This window comes from Streptomyces sp. NPDC001634 (genome assembly GCF_040298185.1).
GTDB lineage: Bacteria > Actinomycetota > Actinomycetes > Streptomycetales > Streptomycetaceae > Streptomyces.
Genome location: NZ_JBEOZU010000003.1, coordinates 144,823 through 160,887 on the forward strand (window position 1 = coordinate 144,823; position 16,065 = coordinate 160,887).

Annotated in this window: 12 protein-coding genes and 2 pseudogenes; 5 read left to right on the top strand and 9 right to left on the bottom strand. The window is 70.3% G+C overall.

Going from position 1 to position 16,065, the window contains the following annotated elements:
• Window positions 1-140 precede the first annotated feature (140 nt).
• From ABT186_RS03160 to ABT186_RS03170, 3 genes are all read right to left on the bottom strand, one after another.
• Window positions 141-1,085, bottom strand: a complete 945-nt coding sequence (locus ABT186_RS03160) for a LysR family transcriptional regulator (RefSeq protein WP_351923343.1) — start codon at window positions 1,083-1,085, stop codon at window positions 141-143.
• A gap of 64 nt (window positions 1,086-1,149) precedes the next feature.
• Window positions 1,150-1,662, bottom strand: a complete 513-nt coding sequence (locus ABT186_RS03165; RefSeq protein WP_351923345.1) for a hypothetical protein — start codon at window positions 1,660-1,662, stop codon at window positions 1,150-1,152.
• A gap of 87 nt (window positions 1,663-1,749) precedes the next feature.
• The gene (locus ABT186_RS03170; RefSeq protein ID WP_351923347.1) at window positions 1,750-4,419 is read right to left on the bottom strand and encodes a tetratricopeptide repeat protein; all 2,670 of its coding nucleotides are present in this window, start codon (window positions 4,417-4,419) and stop codon (window positions 1,750-1,752) included.
• Between the two features lie 210 nt (window positions 4,420-4,629).
• Here ABT186_RS03170 and ABT186_RS03175 point away from each other — a divergent pair, with 210 nt between their 5' ends.
• A complete protein-coding gene (locus tag ABT186_RS03175; protein WP_351228264.1) occupies window positions 4,630-6,696 on the top strand; it encodes a SpoIIE family protein phosphatase in 2,067 nt (688 codons plus the stop codon).
• Between the two features lie 197 nt (window positions 6,697-6,893).
• The gene (locus tag ABT186_RS03180; protein ID WP_351228266.1) at window positions 6,894-8,045 is read left to right on the top strand and encodes a glutathione-independent formaldehyde dehydrogenase; all 1,152 of its coding nucleotides are present in this window, start codon (window positions 6,894-6,896) and stop codon (window positions 8,043-8,045) included.
• A gap of 80 nt (window positions 8,046-8,125) precedes the next feature.
• Here the strand turns inward: ABT186_RS03180 and ABT186_RS03185 are convergent, their stop codons facing one another.
• Both ABT186_RS03185 and ABT186_RS03190 read right to left on the bottom strand, forming a co-directional pair.
• The gene (locus tag ABT186_RS03185) at window positions 8,126-8,920 is read right to left on the bottom strand and encodes a DUF429 domain-containing protein (protein ID WP_351228268.1); all 795 of its coding nucleotides are present in this window, start codon (window positions 8,918-8,920) and stop codon (window positions 8,126-8,128) included.
• Window positions 8,921-8,974: 54 nt separating this feature from the next.
• Complete coding sequence (locus ABT186_RS03190; protein ID WP_351923349.1) at window positions 8,975-10,378, bottom strand: alpha/beta hydrolase; 1,404 nt, start codon at window positions 10,376-10,378, stop codon at window positions 8,975-8,977.
• Window positions 10,379-10,686: 308 nt separating this feature from the next.
• On the opposite strand from ABT186_RS03190, the pseudogene ABT186_RS03195 reads away from it, so the two are divergent.
• Window positions 10,687-11,094: pseudogene (locus tag ABT186_RS03195) on the top strand (isochorismatase family protein); the annotation flags it as partial.
• A gap of 95 nt (window positions 11,095-11,189) precedes the next feature.
• Here ABT186_RS03195 and ABT186_RS03200 read toward each other — a convergent pair.
• Window positions 11,190-11,627: a DegT/DnrJ/EryC1/StrS family aminotransferase gene (locus ABT186_RS03200; RefSeq protein WP_351228272.1), complete on the bottom strand. Its 438-nt coding sequence runs from the start codon at window positions 11,625-11,627 to the stop codon at window positions 11,190-11,192.
• 46 nt (window positions 11,628-11,673) lie between these two features.
• A pseudogene (locus tag ABT186_RS03205) lies at window positions 11,674-11,742 on the bottom strand (hypothetical protein); the annotation flags it as partial.
• A 70-nt stretch (window positions 11,743-11,812) separates the two neighbouring features.
• Here ABT186_RS03205 and ABT186_RS03210 point away from each other — a divergent pair.
• Both ABT186_RS03210 and ABT186_RS03215 read left to right on the top strand, forming a co-directional pair.
• Window positions 11,813-12,391, top strand: coding sequence for a helix-turn-helix domain-containing protein (locus tag ABT186_RS03210; protein WP_351228274.1), 579 nt, complete (start codon window positions 11,813-11,815; stop codon window positions 12,389-12,391).
• Window positions 12,392-12,641: 250 nt separating this feature from the next.
• Entirely contained in the window at window positions 12,642-13,553 is a 912-nt protein-coding gene (locus ABT186_RS03215; RefSeq protein ID WP_351228332.1) for a cyclase family protein, read from the top strand.
• A gap of 7 nt (window positions 13,554-13,560) precedes the next feature.
• Here the strand turns inward: ABT186_RS03215 and cydB are convergent, their stop codons facing one another.
• Both cydB and ABT186_RS03225 read right to left on the bottom strand, forming a co-directional pair.
• Window positions 13,561-14,577, bottom strand: a complete 1,017-nt coding sequence (cydB, locus tag ABT186_RS03220) for a cytochrome d ubiquinol oxidase subunit II (protein WP_351923351.1) — start codon at window positions 14,575-14,577, stop codon at window positions 13,561-13,563.
• Between the two features lie 27 nt (window positions 14,578-14,604).
• The gene (locus tag ABT186_RS03225) at window positions 14,605-15,987 is read right to left on the bottom strand and encodes a cytochrome ubiquinol oxidase subunit I (RefSeq protein WP_351923353.1); all 1,383 of its coding nucleotides are present in this window, start codon (window positions 15,985-15,987) and stop codon (window positions 14,605-14,607) included.
• Between the last annotated feature and the right edge of the window lie 78 nt (window positions 15,988-16,065).

Sequence of the window (16,065 nt, forward strand, 5' to 3'; positions counted from 1 at the left end):
ACCGGATGCGGCGGGCACACCGCGGCCGTGTCCAACGTGGAATTCGCCGACCGCGGCCGGGCGCCCCGATCCCGTGAAACACCTGACTGCTTGCGGCTTCGCCAGGCCTGGCCCCCACATGCCCGAAGTACCGGACACGATCACCCGCCCACCGGATGACCTGCCGATGGGCCCTCGTCCGGACCGCCCACCGACGCCGCGACCCGCGCAGCCGTCTCCCGCAGCCAGATGTGCGCCGCGTCGTGGGTGTGGACCGGGTGCCACCACATGGCCTCCCGCAGCGGAACAGCCTCGTGGGGCGGTTTCATCAGCCGCACGGGGGCGACGCCGCTCAGACGCCGGGCCAGGAGCTCCTGGACGAGCGCGATACGGCGGGTGCCGGCGACCAGGAAGGGCAGCACCTGGAAACTGTCGACGGAGACCTCAACCCTCGGTTCGATGCCGAGCATGCCGAGCTGCCGGACCGGCGGAGAGTCATAGGTGCGCTGGTACGTCACCCATGGCAGCCGCGCCAGATCCACCCGGGTGAGGTGGTCGCCCACCTCGGGGTTGTCCTCCGAGACGAGGAAGACCCACTGGTCCTGATACAGCTCGGTGGCGGGGAATCCGCTGATGATGCCGTGCGGCATGAGCAGGCCGTCGGTCGTACTCAGGAGCGTGCCGGTCTGCTCGACGATTCCGGGCGGGGTCTGGGTGAAGCGCAGCCGGACGCCCGGCGCCTCCTCGTGCAGGGTGCGGGCGAGTTCGGCTCCGAAGACGGCGACCGCGTAGTCGGAGGCGACGAGGGTGAACTCCCGGGACTCCTTCGCGGGGTCGAAGTCGGCCTGGCTGGTGAAGAGGCGTTCCAGTAGGTCGCAGGCGGTCGAGGTGCGGTCGAGGAGGACCTGTCCCAGGGCGGTCAGCTCGTAGTGGCCGCCGGCGCGGGAGAGCAGGTCGTCGTCGAAGTGGCGGCGGAGTCTGGCCAGCGCGGCGCTCATCGCGGGCTGGCTCAGGCCGATGCGCCGACCGGCGCGGGTGACGTTGCGCTCCTCCAGCAGGGCGCGCAGGGCGACCACGAGGTTGAGGTCGAGGCTGGCCAGGTTCATGGCGCGCTCCCGGGACGCAGAGCCGAGTTCATCAACAGGACGAATGATCCCTGTTCACGGAAGGTTACGGCGTCGGACCGCCGCCGAGAGGGGGCGCGCCCTCTCTCAACCGCAGCAGCCGTGCCGCTTCGAGCATGACTCGATCCGTGATCAGGGCCTTCGTCGGGCGACCGGTGCTGTGGGACAGCGCGCGGACCGGCACCGCCGTCGGCACACCCATCCCGTCCGCGTAGTGACCCACGTCGTGGTGGTGCCCGAAGTCCCGCTCCAGCAGGGCCGCGAAGCGACGGCGCAGCTGTGTGTCGCCGTCATCGCTCAGCGACCCGTCGGCGCGGGCATGGTCGTAGTGGCGTTCGGCCCTCAGGAGCAGGGTCAGTAGCAGATGCCGCTGCACCTCCACGCTCTGCGCGTCCGGCGGGCGCGCGCCTCGGCCGCCGGCGTCTCGACCAGCCGGTCCGCCCGCGCCGCCTCCTCGATCGGCAACCAGCCGGTCCACCCGCGCCGCCTCCTCGACCGGCACACGCACCGACTGCGCGCCGTAGCGCCCGACGAGCCCCACCGGTGTGTTCGGCCGCACGTCCCGGACTCGTCCGTTGCGGTCGGGCCGCGGCCTCCGGCGCCCGTCGCCCCGGTTCCAGGCCGCCGGTCGTGGCCGTCACCGCCGTCAGTCGTCGTCCCAACCGTCGTCGTCACCCGGTCCCCCATCGTCTCCGACGCCGTACTCAATGCCGTGGTCCCCCACGGCTTCGGTCTCAGCCACATTGATGTGTTCCGGGTCGTCGACGTGTTCCGGGTCGTCGACGTGCTCAGGGTCGTCGACGTGGTCCAGGTCGCCTCCATCGAACTCGTGCAGCTCGTGATGGTCGCCCGCGTCGATGGAGTGCCCGGGGTCATGGTGCGAACCGTGGTCCTGATCCGGGTCCGGCTCGCCCCCGACAGCGCCATCGCCGTCGTGGTCGCCGAGTCCCGCCGACAGGCCCCCGGCAGGCGAGCCGCCGTTGTACCGTCCGCCACCACGGCTGCCTTGGGAATCCTCGGGAGCGGCCGCGGTGCGCTGCCGCGAGCCCCCCACCGTCATCGCCACGTCGTAGGCCGGCGCGACTCGGCCGACGAGTGCCTCGATCGCCTGTTGACGACGTCGCCACCTGCCCAGCGACCTGACAGCGATGCTCAACCGCTCGGCCTCCGGCCAGTGGCCGTCCTGGGCGAAGCAGGCGGCAGCGGCCCGCCAGGTCTTCCGGCACGCGCGCAGACGCCGGGACGTCAGCTGAGCCAGCCCAAGGTTCTCCAGGGCCTGCGCCTCGCCGTATCGGTCGTCGATCTCGCGGAACAGTTCCCTGGCGCGTTCGTAGCGGCCGGCTGCCTCCTCCGGCATGCCCGCACGTCGGAACGCATTGCCGAGGTTGACGAGGGACTGGGCTGCGCCACGGGTGTCACCGGTCCGCTCGCGCACCTCCAGTGCCTCTTTGTGGCAGGCGGATGCCTTGCTGTAGGAGCCGCTGCTGAAGTGGAGGTTGCCGAGGTTGTTAAGGACGTTCGCCAGTGTCGTGGGATCGTCCGCCTCACGGTAGATGGCCGCGGCCTTCTCGTACCGTCGCACCGCCTCACGCAACGTGTCCCCGGAGCCCTGGACGTCCTGCAGGACTCGCAGGACCCGGCCGAGCACGACCCGAGCCCCCTCGCTGTCGTCCGCCGCTCGAAAGGCCGCGCGCGACCGGCGGTAGTGGTCGAGGGCTTCATCGAACCTGCGTCGCTGGGCGTAGGCACGGCCGAGGTTGCCGAGGAGTTCGCCTTGGCGCGCCCGGTCGCCGGCCTTACGGGCCGCCTCGGCGGCGAGTTCGTGCGTACTCGTCCAGTCGTCCCAGTGTTTGCGCAGGTCGAAGTAGTAGGTCAGATGGAGGGCAAGCGCCGCGGCCTCCGCGGGGAAGCCGGAGGCCGCGGCCAGCCGGATGGCGCCGACGAGCGCTGGACGTTCTGCGTCCAGCCAGCGGCGAGCTGCAGCCCGATCGTCGAACCGGCGGCCGCCTTCGGGGCCGGACCTGTGTCTGAGCCAGGCATCGGCCTGTTCCGTGATGCCCACGTAGTGCCTCAGCAGCCGCTCGACGGCCTCGCGCCGCTCGGAGTCGGTGTCCTCCTGCTCGGTACGCTCACGCGCGTACCGGCGGAGCAGGTCGTGGAACCTGTATCTGCCGTGCTGCCGCCCGCTCTCCGCGATGAGATGGGCGTTCGCCAGCGACTCCAGCCGCTCGGCGGTCTCGGCGTGCGGCAGGCCGGCCAGTTCGCCGGCCTCCTCTCCATGGAAGTGGGCTCCCGGATGCAGGGCGACCAGCCGGAACAGCCTGGCCTGTGCGGGTGACAACCGGGCGTACGACACATCGAACGCGGCCCGCACCGCCACGGAACCGGAGCCGAGGTCGAGCGGTCCGGAGGCCCCGTGCAGCCTGGCCACGACGGTCCGTACGGGCATGCGCACGTCGGCCACGAGCTTGGCGGCCGCGAGGTCCAGAGCAAGCGGGAGGTGTCCGCACACCTCCGCGAGGGCGCGCAGGTCCGCGAGCTCTCGCACCCGTTCGTCGTCGGGCCGGGCCTTGCTCAGCGTCTTCTGCAGGAAGGCGACGGCCTCCGTCTCGTCGAATACGGTGACCTGGCGCTGTCGTGCCCCGGTGAGCCCGGCTCCGGCCAGTCGCTGTCTGCCGACGACCAGGGTGCAGTTGCGCCGGTGCGGCGGCAGCAGGGCTTCGATCTGCTCGTGGGTGGCGACGTTGTCCAGAACGACGAGTACGGGATGTCCCTGCTGTGCCAGCTCCCGCATCCGGCTGCGGTACTGCGTCGTGCGATCCTGCAAGGTCTGGCCCATCGACTCGGACGGAACGCCCAGCGCCCGCAGCAGTGCGCCGAGCGCTCCCGTGACGTCGGGTTTGAACGACGCGCCCTCGTAAGTGCGTAAGTCCAGGTAGAGCTGGTGGTTGTACCACCTGCGTGCCTGTGCCTCGTGGCCGACGCACAGGGCGAGGGCAGTCTTCCCGGCGCCCGGTGGGCCGGAGAGCACGACCACGGTCCTGTGCTGCTCCCAGGTACGGACAGCCGTGCGCCAGTTCCACACGGGCATGCCGCGTGCGCCTTGCGGCGGGCGCGGCGGCGCCTTGCGCGGGCGTACGTCCTCCAGCACCTCACTCAGGAGACGATCGCGCCCGATGAAGAGCTCCGGCGCAGGCGGCAGCCCTGCCAGCGCCACCAGGGTGGGCGGCGGAAGCACGAGGCTTTCGATGGTGCCCGCCTGTACCACGGGGCCGAAGAACGTACCGCCCTTGATCTCGTTCCGGATCTCCCCCACGTTCCCTTTGTAGCGCACGATGCCCCGTGGCAGGACGAGGCAAGGGTGAAACACATCGCCGCTCTCCTCGGCATGCCGACGCATCCCGCTCTGGGCTGGGCAGGTCACGCGCCCGGGGGCAGCATGGAAGTACCGGGAGCCAGGACCCGGGCGTGGAGCGATGCCGGCAGCGGACAGCATGTCGCGTCGGCAGGCGGAGGAAGATCTGGGATGACAGCCGAATCCTTCCAGACCGACAGCGACCAGCCCGGCGCCGGACAGCCCCGGTCGACCGGCCTGCTGGACATGCTCAGCATCGCCGCTGTGGTGCTGGACATCAGCGGGCGCATCGTGTTCTGGAGCCCCCAGGCCGAGGAGCTCTTCGGGTACACCGCGGAAGAGGCCCTCGGCCAGTACGCGGCGCGGTTGATGGTTCGCCCCGAGCATCTGCAGTCGGTCCTGAGCCTGTTCGCGGAGGTGATGGAGACCGGCCGGAGCTGGGCCGGCGCCTTCCCCATCCGGCACAAGGACGGCAGCACCCGCCTGATGGAGTTCCGCAACATGCGGCTGCTGAACGATGTCGGCGACGTCTACGCCCTGGGCATCGCGGCCGACCACACCACCCTTCAGCGCGTCGAGACCGACCTTGCACTGTGCGAACGGCTGATCAACCAGTCCCCCATCGGCCTGGCCCTGATGGACCCCGACCTGCGGTATCTCCTGGTCAACCCCGCACTGGAGCGCATCGACGGCATACCCGCCGAGGACCACATCGGCCGCCACCTCAGGGAGACCCTGCCGTTCCCCGACATGGACACCATCGAGTCCGCCCTGCACCAGGTGCTGACCACCGGCACCCCGCTGCTCGACCAGTACCACGTCGGCCGCACCCCCGCCGACCCCGATCACGACCGTGCCTGGTCCCTCTCCTTCTACCGGCTGGAGGACCCCGGCGGGCGGGTTCTCGGCGCGGCCACCTCGGTCGTCGATGTCACCGAGCGGCACCGCGCGGCCACCGAGGCCGACCGGGCCCGTCGCCGGCTGGCCCTCATCGCCGACGCCTCCACCCGCGTCGGCACGACGCTGGAGGTGGACCAGACGGCCCGCGAACTGGCCGAGATCGCGACCCCCGAACTCGCCGACGTGGTCGCCGTGGATGTCCTCGACTCCGCACTCGCCTTCCGCCGTAGCGGCAAACCGGACAACGGCCCGGAGCTCTTCCGCGCCCTGGCCCTCAAGGCGGCCCATCCCACCGTGGCCCTCCGCGCCGCCGATCGTCCCGGTGACCTCGCGGCCTACGACGGGGACCGCCTGGTCACCCTGTGCGTGCACTCCGGCCGCCCGGTCCTGGTGCGCCACGTGGGGGACCAGGATCTACGGCGTATCGCCCGTAACGCCGAGGCCACCTCGCTCCTGGCCCGCGCCGGCGTCCACTCCTATCTCGCGGTGCCGCTGATCGCCCACGGCGAGGTGATCGGCGCCCTCGACCTCAAGCGCACCCGCAACCCCCTCCCGTTCGACCAGGACGACGTCGTCCTGGCCACTGAGCTGGCCGGCCGGGCAGCCGTGGCCATCGACAACGCCCGCTGGTACCAGAGCGTGCGCAACACCGCCCTCACCCTCCAGCGCAGCCTGCTGCCCGACCACCCACCGCACCACACCGGCCTTGAGCTCGCCACCCGTTACCAGCCCGCTCAGGCCACCAGCGAGGTGGGCGGCGACTGGTACGACGTGATCCCCCTGGCCGGCGACAAGACCGCGCTGGTCGTCGGCGATGTCATGGGCAACGGCATCGACGCCGCCGCCACCATGGGCAGGCTGCGCACCGCGACCTGCGCCTACGCGGACCTGGATCTCGCACCCGACTCGGTGCTCCAGCACCTGGACAAGATCACCTGCGATCTGGAGCACTACATCGTCACCTGCCTCTACGCCGTGTACGACCCCCACAGCAGGCGGTGCCGGATCGCCAACGCAGGACATATGCCGCCCGCGCTGGCCCGCCCCGGCCGCGCCCCGACGCTGCTCGACCTGCCCACCGGGGCGCCGCTCGGCGTCGGCGGCATCTCCTTCGAAACCACCGCCGCCGAGCTCGACCCCGACGACCTCCTGGTCCTCTACACGGACGGCCTCGTCGAGACCCGGCACCACCCCATCGACGACCGTCTGAACGCCCTCCTCGACCTCCTCGACGATCCCCAGCGGCCCCTGGAGGACACCTGCGACCTCCTGCTGCACGGACTGCGCCACCCGGACGACCACGACGACGTCGCCCTCCTCGTCGCCCGAGCCCAGTAGGCCGTCGTACGGGCCGGCCCGGCTCGTACGACATGGGTTGCGGCCGGTGTCTCACCGGCGTTACCTGGAGGTATCCGGCGGTGAAGCGAGAGCGCCCGGGGCCGCGGCACGGACCGACGCCCCCGCCCCTCTGTGTCCCCCGGTAGCGGCCCGTGTGTCGCCGCCGTCATCGAACGTTCGACGCGGAGGTGACCCAGGTGAAAGCCGTTGTCTATGAGAAGCCTTTCAGCGTGGCCGTGAGGGACGTCGACGATCCACAGATCCAGCACCCGAACGACGTGATCGTAGGGGTCACGTCGACCGCGATCTGCGGATCGGACCTGCATATGTACGAGGGCCGCACCGCTGCCCGGTCGGGCATCGTCTTCGGACACGAGAACCTCGGCATAGTCGAGGAGGTCGGGAGCGGCGTGACCTCCCTGTCCAAGGGCGACCGCGTGGTGATGCCCTTCAACGTCGCCTGCGGATTCTGCAAGAACTGCCTCGCCGGGAAGACCGGTTTCTGTCTGACGGTCAATCCCGGCTTCGCCGGCGGAGCCTACGGATATGTGGCGATGGGCCCGTTCACCGGTGGCCAGGCCGAGCGGCTGCGGGTGCCCTACGCCGACTTCAACTGCTTGAAGCTGCCACCGGGTGACGAGTTCGAGACCGATTTCGTCCTGCTCGCCGACATCTTCCCGACCGGTTACCACGGGTGCGAACTCGCCCAGGTGTCCCCTGGCGAGAGCGTGGCCGTCTACGGCGCCGGACCAGTGGGGCTGATGGCCGCCTACTCGGCGCTGCTGCGCGGTGCGTCGAAGGTGTTCTCCGTCGACCGGGTGCCCGAGCGGCTCGCCAAGGCGGAGGAGATCGGGGCCATTCCCATCGACTTCACCAAGGGCGACCCGGCCGAGCAGATCAAGGAACAGACAGGAGGAGAGGGAACCGACAAGGGCGTGGACGCCGTCGGGTACCAGGCTCAGGCGCACGACGCCAGCCACGAGGAACCCGCCATCGTCCTCAACGAGCTCGTCGAGACGGTGCGGCCGACCGGCATGCTCGGCGTACCGGGTCTGTACGTGCCCGCCGACCCGGGCGCACCCGATGAGCACGCCAAGCACGGTCAGCTGCTGGTCTCCATCGGCAGGATGTTCGAGAAGGGTCAGCAGATGGGCACCGGTCAGTGCAACGTGAAGCTGTACAACCGTCAGCTGTGCGACCTGATCATCGCCGGGCGTGCCAAGCCGAGCTTCGTGGTCTCCCATGAGCTGCCGCTGGACCAGGCCCCGCTGGCCTACGAGAAGTTCGACAAGCGGATCGAGGGATACACCAAGGTGGTGCTGCACCCCGGTCACGCGCTCGCAGCATGAGGTACGGGTCCGGGCCCGCGGGTGCCCGGACTCCGTCGTACCGGCGCCGGGCGTGCTCGATGCAAGCCGGGCCTGCCAGGTCAGCGATTGAGGACGGCAAGATCCCTGCCGGGCAGGTGGATCCAGCCCTCCTGCCGGGCGGCCGCACGCTCGTCGGCCGAACGCGGCCATACGGTGTCCCCGACCTGCACGGCGCGGGCGACCAGAGCACAGAGCAGGGCGTCGAGATGGTCGTGGCTGTCGGTGCATTGCGCACGCACCGGCTCGGGCAGTGGAACGCCCAGCCCTGTCTCGACCGAGCCGACGATGTGCTCCCGCACGGCACGCGCCCCGGGTGTGGCGCTCTTGTAGCTGCGGGTGAGGTGGATCCCCCACCGCCGCAGTGCGGCGGCGGGGTAGACCTCGGCAACCGGTCCGGACCCGTCCCGGGGGACGGCAACACCGCTCGCCGCGAGGGCATCCAGAAGATAGGCCGCTCGCAGCGCCACGACACCCAGGAGATCGGTGGACACCGACAGAGGAGGCCGCATCGAGGTCACCTTCCAGGTGAGGTCGTCGGTCAACCGGAACCGCAGCGCATCCAGACCGGGCCTGCCGTCCGGGCGCTCCTCGAACCTGACCGGTGGCGGCAGCCGCACGCCCTGATGGTGGGCCAGGACCGTGGCCACGAAGTGCGACGGCCAGCCCAGAGGACAGTCCAGGCCTGTCTTGTCCGCCGCCCGGACGACCGCCAGCAGCTCTTCGTCCCCTTCCGGCTCGATGAACTCCACCGTCAAGCCGCCCGCGTCCCTGCCCCAGACCACTCGGCACACGGCGGTACGCCGTGCGCTCGCAGCAAGGTCGACGCCGACCGTCACCGCCTGTCGTTGCATCATGCCGAAATCTTTCCGCAGCATGCCGGGCGGTCCCGCCATGGTGCGTGCAGTACGTCAGTCGCGTACGCGGCGCGACGGGCCCTGGCGGCCCACGGTCAGCTCCGCCGGCCGGTACGGCACGTACGCCGCCCCGTCCAGGCCGAGCGCGGCCGCCGACTGCTCAAGGGCGGCCGGACTCGCGGCATCGCCCCAGTGGCCGGTGGTGACGCGGTGTTCGAGCGCGTGCAGGGCGGCGACCGTCTCGGCGGTGGTGAACGTGCAGTGGCCCTGCCGCTGGACGTACGCCTGCCGCAGCAGTGCGCCGTCACCGGCCGCGCGCACCCGATCGGCGAACCGGTGCTCCTGTTCGACCGGTACGAGGTTGTCGGCGACGGTGTGCACGTCCAGCAGCGGTACGCCGAGGCCCTGACCGGCGGAAGAGGTGCGCTGTGCGGTACGGACCGCTGCCGGGTCCGCGGTGATCGCGGCGCCTTCGGTCAGGTTCTCGAGGTCGGCGCCCAGGTCGAGTCCGGCCGCCCGGTACAGGGCGCGGACCTGCGGGGCGTGGACGGAGCCGGCGAGGAGGCGGGCGTAGTCCATGCCCCGGTTCCAGGAGTTGTTGCCGCCGGCGGACTGCTCGACCGCGTACCGGCCGTTCTCGATGAACGACAGGATGCCTTGGGCGAACCAGGCGTACTGCTGTTCCTCCTGTCCCGCCCAGTCGGTCGACCGGGGTGCTGTCTCACCGGGCGCCCAGGCGGGCAGGTTGAGGAAGGCGGCGGCCAGCGCGATGCGGGCGCGGCCCTGCGGGGTGGCCTGGGCGACATTGACGGCAGCGGTGAGCCGCTGGGCGGTGGTGGCCGCCTCGGCGGCGGAGCCGAAGCGGACGAGGCTCGGCTGCTCGCTCTGCTCATCAGGGAGCAGAAGGCGGGCAATCGTGTATTCGGCGTCGAGCTGATAGTTGTCCAGGTCGGTGCCGCCCGCGACGAGACCGCACAGGCCGAGCGCCCCGTGGATGCGTCCGGCGCCGTCGCGGGCGAGCTGCGCATTGACGAGACCGCCCATGGACTGGCCGACGGAGAGGGTGCGCCGCGGCTTGCCGATCTTCGCGGTCACCGCGCCGAGCGTGGCGAACTGGTCCTGTTCCGCACTGGCCAGGGCCCACATCGACCCGCCCGGGTCGTAGGAGGAACCGGCCAGCGCGTAGCCCTCGGCGAGCAGTTCGGTACGTACGGCGTCCGAGGGGGCGTTCCGTGCGACCGTCGGGCCGAAGCCGTGGCTGAAGAGGAGCAGGGTGCCGTTCCATCGGGCGGGGACGTCGGCGATCCAGTCGGCGCCGTCCGTGAGGGTGCCGGTGAGGTGGGTGGCCGTGGTGCCGGTGTCGCTTGGGGCTGCCGAGGCTGTGGGGGTGGCCAGTGCCGTGGACACGGCCACGACAAGGGCGGCCAGGGTGATGCGGGGGCGAGTGCGGGCGCGCATGACGTCGGCTCCTGTCGGTGGGGTGGGGTGGGGAGCTTGGCCGTTACAGATGCTCAGTGCACTGAACGCCAGGGAATGTAGGGCTCATTTCTGACCGCCGTCAATGGAATGCACAATATTGAGCCGCATGAGGAGAGCGCGAGCGGCATCGCCGCGGGTCGGCCCGAAAGATTGATTGGGACAACTAACTCGCCTGGTGTGCTGCCCGATTGAGAGAGCATCAGTTCACCGTCGGCAGTGATCTCCGGCCTCAGGAAAGGTGCCGCATCGTGGCCGTGACCGCCCTGGACGCCAAGACTGCGGCAACCTCGCCCGACGGGGCCGACGCGACACCCGGCCGCAGCGAGGCGGCCCGCCGCGCCGGCGACAGGGCCCGCCCGCACGATCTGGGCCCGGTCGTCGAGCCGCTGTCCGGCCACCCCGGGGACATCCTGGTGACCAAGCGGAACTGGGGCGCGTTCCACGGTACCGACCTCGACCTGCAGCTGCGCCGCCGCGGCATCACGCAGATCGTGCTCGGCGGGGTCGCAACCAGTCTCGGCGTCGAGTCCACCGCCCGCGCCGCCCACGAGCACGGCTACGTCACGTTCGCGGTCGACGCGATGACCGACATCAACGCCGACGCGCACCGTCACAGCGTCTCGTGGATCTTCCCACTGATCGGCGAACCCGGCACCACGGACGAAATCCTCGAGCTGCTGTCCAAGTCGGGCTGACGACCGGCGCATTGAGAGCTGTACATCGTTGGGTACGGCACCGTGGTGCTCCGCCTGGGCGGGCAGCGGCCACGGCTGGAGGATGTCGCGGGCGTTCAACGCGCTTCTCCCTCGGCGAAGGCCCCAATCGTGTCGCAGGCGTAATCGACCTGATCCATCGTCAGGTCGGGGTGGAACGGCAGGGCCAGGGTGTGCCGACACGCGGACTCGGCCATCGGGAAGGCTCCGACGGAATGCCCCAATTCGGCGAAGCAGGGCTGGAGATGCAGGCGCAGCGGATAGTACGTCTCTGTCCCGATACCGCGCCGGGCCAGGAATTCGACGAGCGCGTCTCGGCGGTCGACCTCGATCAGACAGACGTTGTGCACCGGCTCGGTGGCCGTTTCACGCGGATCGAGGGTCGGCAGCCGCCGGATTCCCGGCAGCCCCGCGAGGCGTTCGCCATAGGCGACGGCAAGCTCCGCACGGCAGGCGATGTCGTCCGCCGGCCGGTCGAGTCCGGCGAGCAGCACGGCGGCCTGGATGTCGTCCATCCTGCTGTTCTGACCCGACCACCAGCACCGAGCGCCGCGCCCGCACCAGCGCCAGGGCGCCGCTGAGTCCGGCGGCGCCACCGCCCACCACAACCACGTCATACGCCTCGTCCACCGCGGTTCTCCCTTCACTCGGCGCCCAGAGTTACTCCGTCCGGCAAATTCGGCAAAGTAGAGTTGCCGATATGGCAAACGACGACGCTACGGTCCTGGCTTCCGTGGGCCCACGGCTCCGCGCGCTGCGCAAGCAGCACGGCACCACCCTGAGCCGGCTCGCGGAGATCACCGGCATCTCGGTCAGCACCCTGTCCCGCCTTGAATCCGGCGAGCGCAAACCCAACCTGGAGTTGCTGCTGCCGCTTGCCCGCGCCTACCAGGTGCCGCTCGACGAGCTCGTCGGCGCGCCGCCGGTGGGTGACCCACGGGTGCGGTTGAAGCCGATGAAGCACGCGGGCATGACGATCGTGCCGCTGACCCAGCACCCCGGCGGGCTGCAGGCGTTCAAGATGACCATCGACGCCACGCGCCACGAGCCCGACCGGCGTACGCACGAGGGTTACGAGTGGCTGTACGTGCTCAATGGGAGACTCCGGCTGGTGCTCGTCGAGAACGACATCGTGCTCAGGGCCGGGGAGGCCGCGGAGTTCGACACCCGCCTGCCGCACTGGTTCGGCAGTACCGGAGAGGCGCCGGTGGAGGTCCTCAGCCTGTTCGGACCGCAGGGCGAACGCATGCACGTCCGGGCGAAACCGCGCGCGAGGTAGTGCGGGTGCGCCGTCCTCGACTGCCGCGGCGGGCCGTCCGCACCCCCTCGGCCGTACGAGCGATCCGTCGGACAACACCCGAGGCATACCCGTTGGGGCGCCACCGGCTCGGATAGCTTCCTCGGGAGTCGACCGGAGAGCCCGGAGTGTGGCGGTGGACAGTCCCCGACCATGGCAGCGTGGGACCCCGGACGTCGCCGCTGACACGAAGCAGAGGTTCTGAGTGGCCGGCCACCGAAGCCTTCCGCCCATCAGCGCGGGCGAGTTCCGGGCGCTGTACCGGCGAGTGCGCCGCGAACCCCCGGGCGGGGCGGTCGGCCGCGGGGCGCTCGACCTGCTCACCCCGGCCCGCCTGGTCACCGCGACCCGCGAGGTCCGGACGGGGCGTCAGGTGAGCCTGGCCGCCCCGGTGGAGACTCACCCCGGACCGGACGATCCCGAGCCCGCGCGCCATCGTATGACCGGGGCCGTCGCGGGCAGCATCGACAGCAGCGGCCTGCAGTTCGCCAGGGACCGCTTCGACATGAACGTGCACGGTGATGTGGACAGTCACCTCGATGCGCTCTGCCATGTCATCTACGACGGCACGCTGTACGGGGGCGTCGACGCGTCGAGTGTCACGCCCCAGGGCGCCGAGGAGCTCTCCGTCGCGCTGGCCCGGGACGGGATCGTCGGCCGTGGGGTGCTGCTGGACATCCCCCGGCTGCGCGGTGTGCCGTGGCTGGAGCCGGGCGACCAGGTGACCTCAGACGAACTGGCCGGGGCCGAAGCCGCGCAAGGCGTCCGTGTCGGCTCCGGTGACCTGCTCTTCGTCCGGGTCGGCCATCGCCGCCGTCGCAGCGAGCTCGGCCCCTGGAACACCGCTGCGGCCCGGGCCGGGCTCCACCCGGGCGCGATGGAGTTCCTGGCGGAACGGCAGGTCGCCGTCCTCGGCAGCGACGGCAACAACGACGCGGCGCCCAGCACCACGCAAGGCGTCGGCTTCCCGATCCATGTGCTCGCTGTGCACGCGATGGGGATCCATCTGCTCGACTGGCTTCAGTTCGAGGACCTCGTGCCGGTCTGCGAGGAACTGCGCCGCTGGTCGTTCCTCTGCGTGATCGCCCCGCTCCGGCTGCCGGCAGCCACCGGTTCCCCGGTCAACCCGATCGCGCTCCTGTGACCCCCCATCACTCCGGCGCCCGGGCGGACGGACGGAACTGCTCGGCGGAGATGCGCAGCCGGAAGACGTGATAGGTCCAGCCCTGGTAGGCGAGCACGAGGGGGAAGAAGACGATCGCGACGACGCTCATCACCTTCAGGGCGTAGGCCCCGGAGGCACTGTTGCGCACGGTCAGGTCGAAGGCAGGGTCGGTGCTGGAGACCATCAGCCGGGGGTAGAGGTCGGCGAAGATCGACAGGATCGTGGTGGCGATCGCGACCGTGGTGGCCACGAAGGACCAGCCCTCGTGCCGTCCGGCCACCAGCCAGGCTGCGGCGAGGACCGCCAGGAACGCGATGAGCTGGACGATGTTCGGCAGCACGTTCTTGCCCGCGACGGAATGGGTCCAGGGCAGAAAGGCCAGCACGGCCAGGGCCGCGACACGTGCGATGCGGCGGGCCAGCAGCGCCGCCCTGTGCTCCACGGCGCCGGTGGTCTTGAGCGCGATGAAGGTGGCTCCGTGCAGCAGACAGAGCAGGACGAGTGTGATGCCCGTGAACACGGAGTACGCGGAGAACAGGTCGCCGACGCCGCCCGTGAACTCCTGGTTCCGGTCGATCGGCATCCCGCGCAGCAGGTCGCCCAGCGCGATCCCGACGATCAGCGGGACCAGCAGGCTCCCGCAGGTCAGCAGGGCGTCCCAGGTACGGCGCCAGCGCACGCCGTCGTCCTTGCCGCGGAACTCGAACGACACCCCCCGCACGATCAGCCCGGCCAGCAGCACGACCAGGGCGGGATAGAGGCCGGAGAACAAGGTCGCGTACCAGGCGGGGAACGCGGCGAACATCGCCGCCGCGGCGACGATCAGCCAGACCTCGTTGCCGTCCCACAAGGGCCCGATCGTGTTGATCGCCGCCCTCCGGCCCGCCTCGTCCCGGGCGACGACGGTGTGGAGCATGCCGACGCCCAGATCGAAGCCCTCCAGGACGAAGAAGCCCGTCCACAGGACGGCGGTCAGGATGAACCAGAACGTGGCGAGCGCCATCGGGCAACCCCCTGAGGTGGCGTGGTGTCAGTAGGTCAGGGCCGGCTGGGGCTTGCCCTCGACGGGAGGCGGCGCGAGCTCCTTGCGCGCATATCGGCTGATCAGCACGGCCTCCACGATCGCCAGCGCCGCGTAGAGGAGGAAGAAGACCAGGAGGCTGGTGCCGACGGTCGTGGTGGTCAGCGACGGGGAGACGCCGTTCCTGGTGAGCTGGATGCCCTGCACGATCCACGGCTGCCGACCGTTCTCGGTGAGCAGCCAGCCGGCGGTGTTCATCAGGAACGGCAGGGCGACGATCCAGACCGCGACTCGAAGGAACCACCGCGCGGTGCTCAGCCGCTTCCGCCACAGCAGCCACAGGCCCCACAGCCCGACGAGCAGCACCACGGCCGCGAGGTAGGCCATGACCCGCATCGACCAGTACTGGATGAAGATGTCCGGCACGTAGTCCCCCGGCCCGTACCGCTGCTGGTACTGGGCCTGGACGGCGTCGAGGCCCAGTACCTGGCCGTTCCAGTGGTTGGTGGCCAGGAGTGAGAGCAGGTGTGGGATTGCGATGATCTTCGTGGGTGTGTCGTCGTTCTTGCCGCCACCGATCTGGAAGAGCGAGAACGAGCAGGGCCGGCAGGTGGTCCACTGGGCCTCCGCACCCGCGATCTTCATGGGCTGGTACTTGCCCTCGGTCACCCCCAGTTCGCTGCCCACCAGCATCGCCATCAGAAGTACGGGAACGAGGACCACCAGCGCCAGCCGGGCCGAGGCGTGGAAGGCGAGCGGGCCCCTTCCCCTGCGCAGCTGCCAGGCCGAGACGGCCAGCATGAGGACCGAGCCCGTGACCAGCGAGGCCAGGATCACGTGCAGATACCCGCGCAGGAAAACCGAGTTGGTGAAGAGCTTCCACACGTCGTTGAGCTGCGGGCGGCCGGTCGACGGGTCGATGCCGTGACCGACCGGGTGCTGCATCCATGAGTTGGCCGCCATGATGAAGGCCGCCGAGAGCGCCGCGCCCGCCGTCACGAGCCAGATCGTCGCAAGATGCACCCGTCGGGGCAGCCGGTCCCAGCCGAAAAGCCAGAGCCCGAGGAACGTCGACTCCAGGAAGAACGCGGCCAGACCTTCCGTGGCCAGCGGGGCGCCGAATACATGCCCCACCGTGCGCGAGTACGCCGACCAGTCCATCCCGAACTGGAACTCCTGGACGAGCCCGGTCACCCCACCCACCGCGGTGTTGATCACCAACAGGGTGCCGAAGAACCGTGTCAGCTGCAGCAGTTCGGCTCTGCCGGTGCGGTGCCAGCCTGTCTGCAGCAGTGCGGTCAGGAAACTCAGCCCGATCGTGACCGGCACGAAGAGGAAGTGGTAGACCGACGTCATGGCGAACTGCAGCCTGGCGAGGTCGAGGTGGCTCATACGGATCCCATCGCAGGACACTCGGCCCCAGTCGAGCACGCGCCGCGCGGGCACGAGGGGCCGACGCGACGCGGCTCA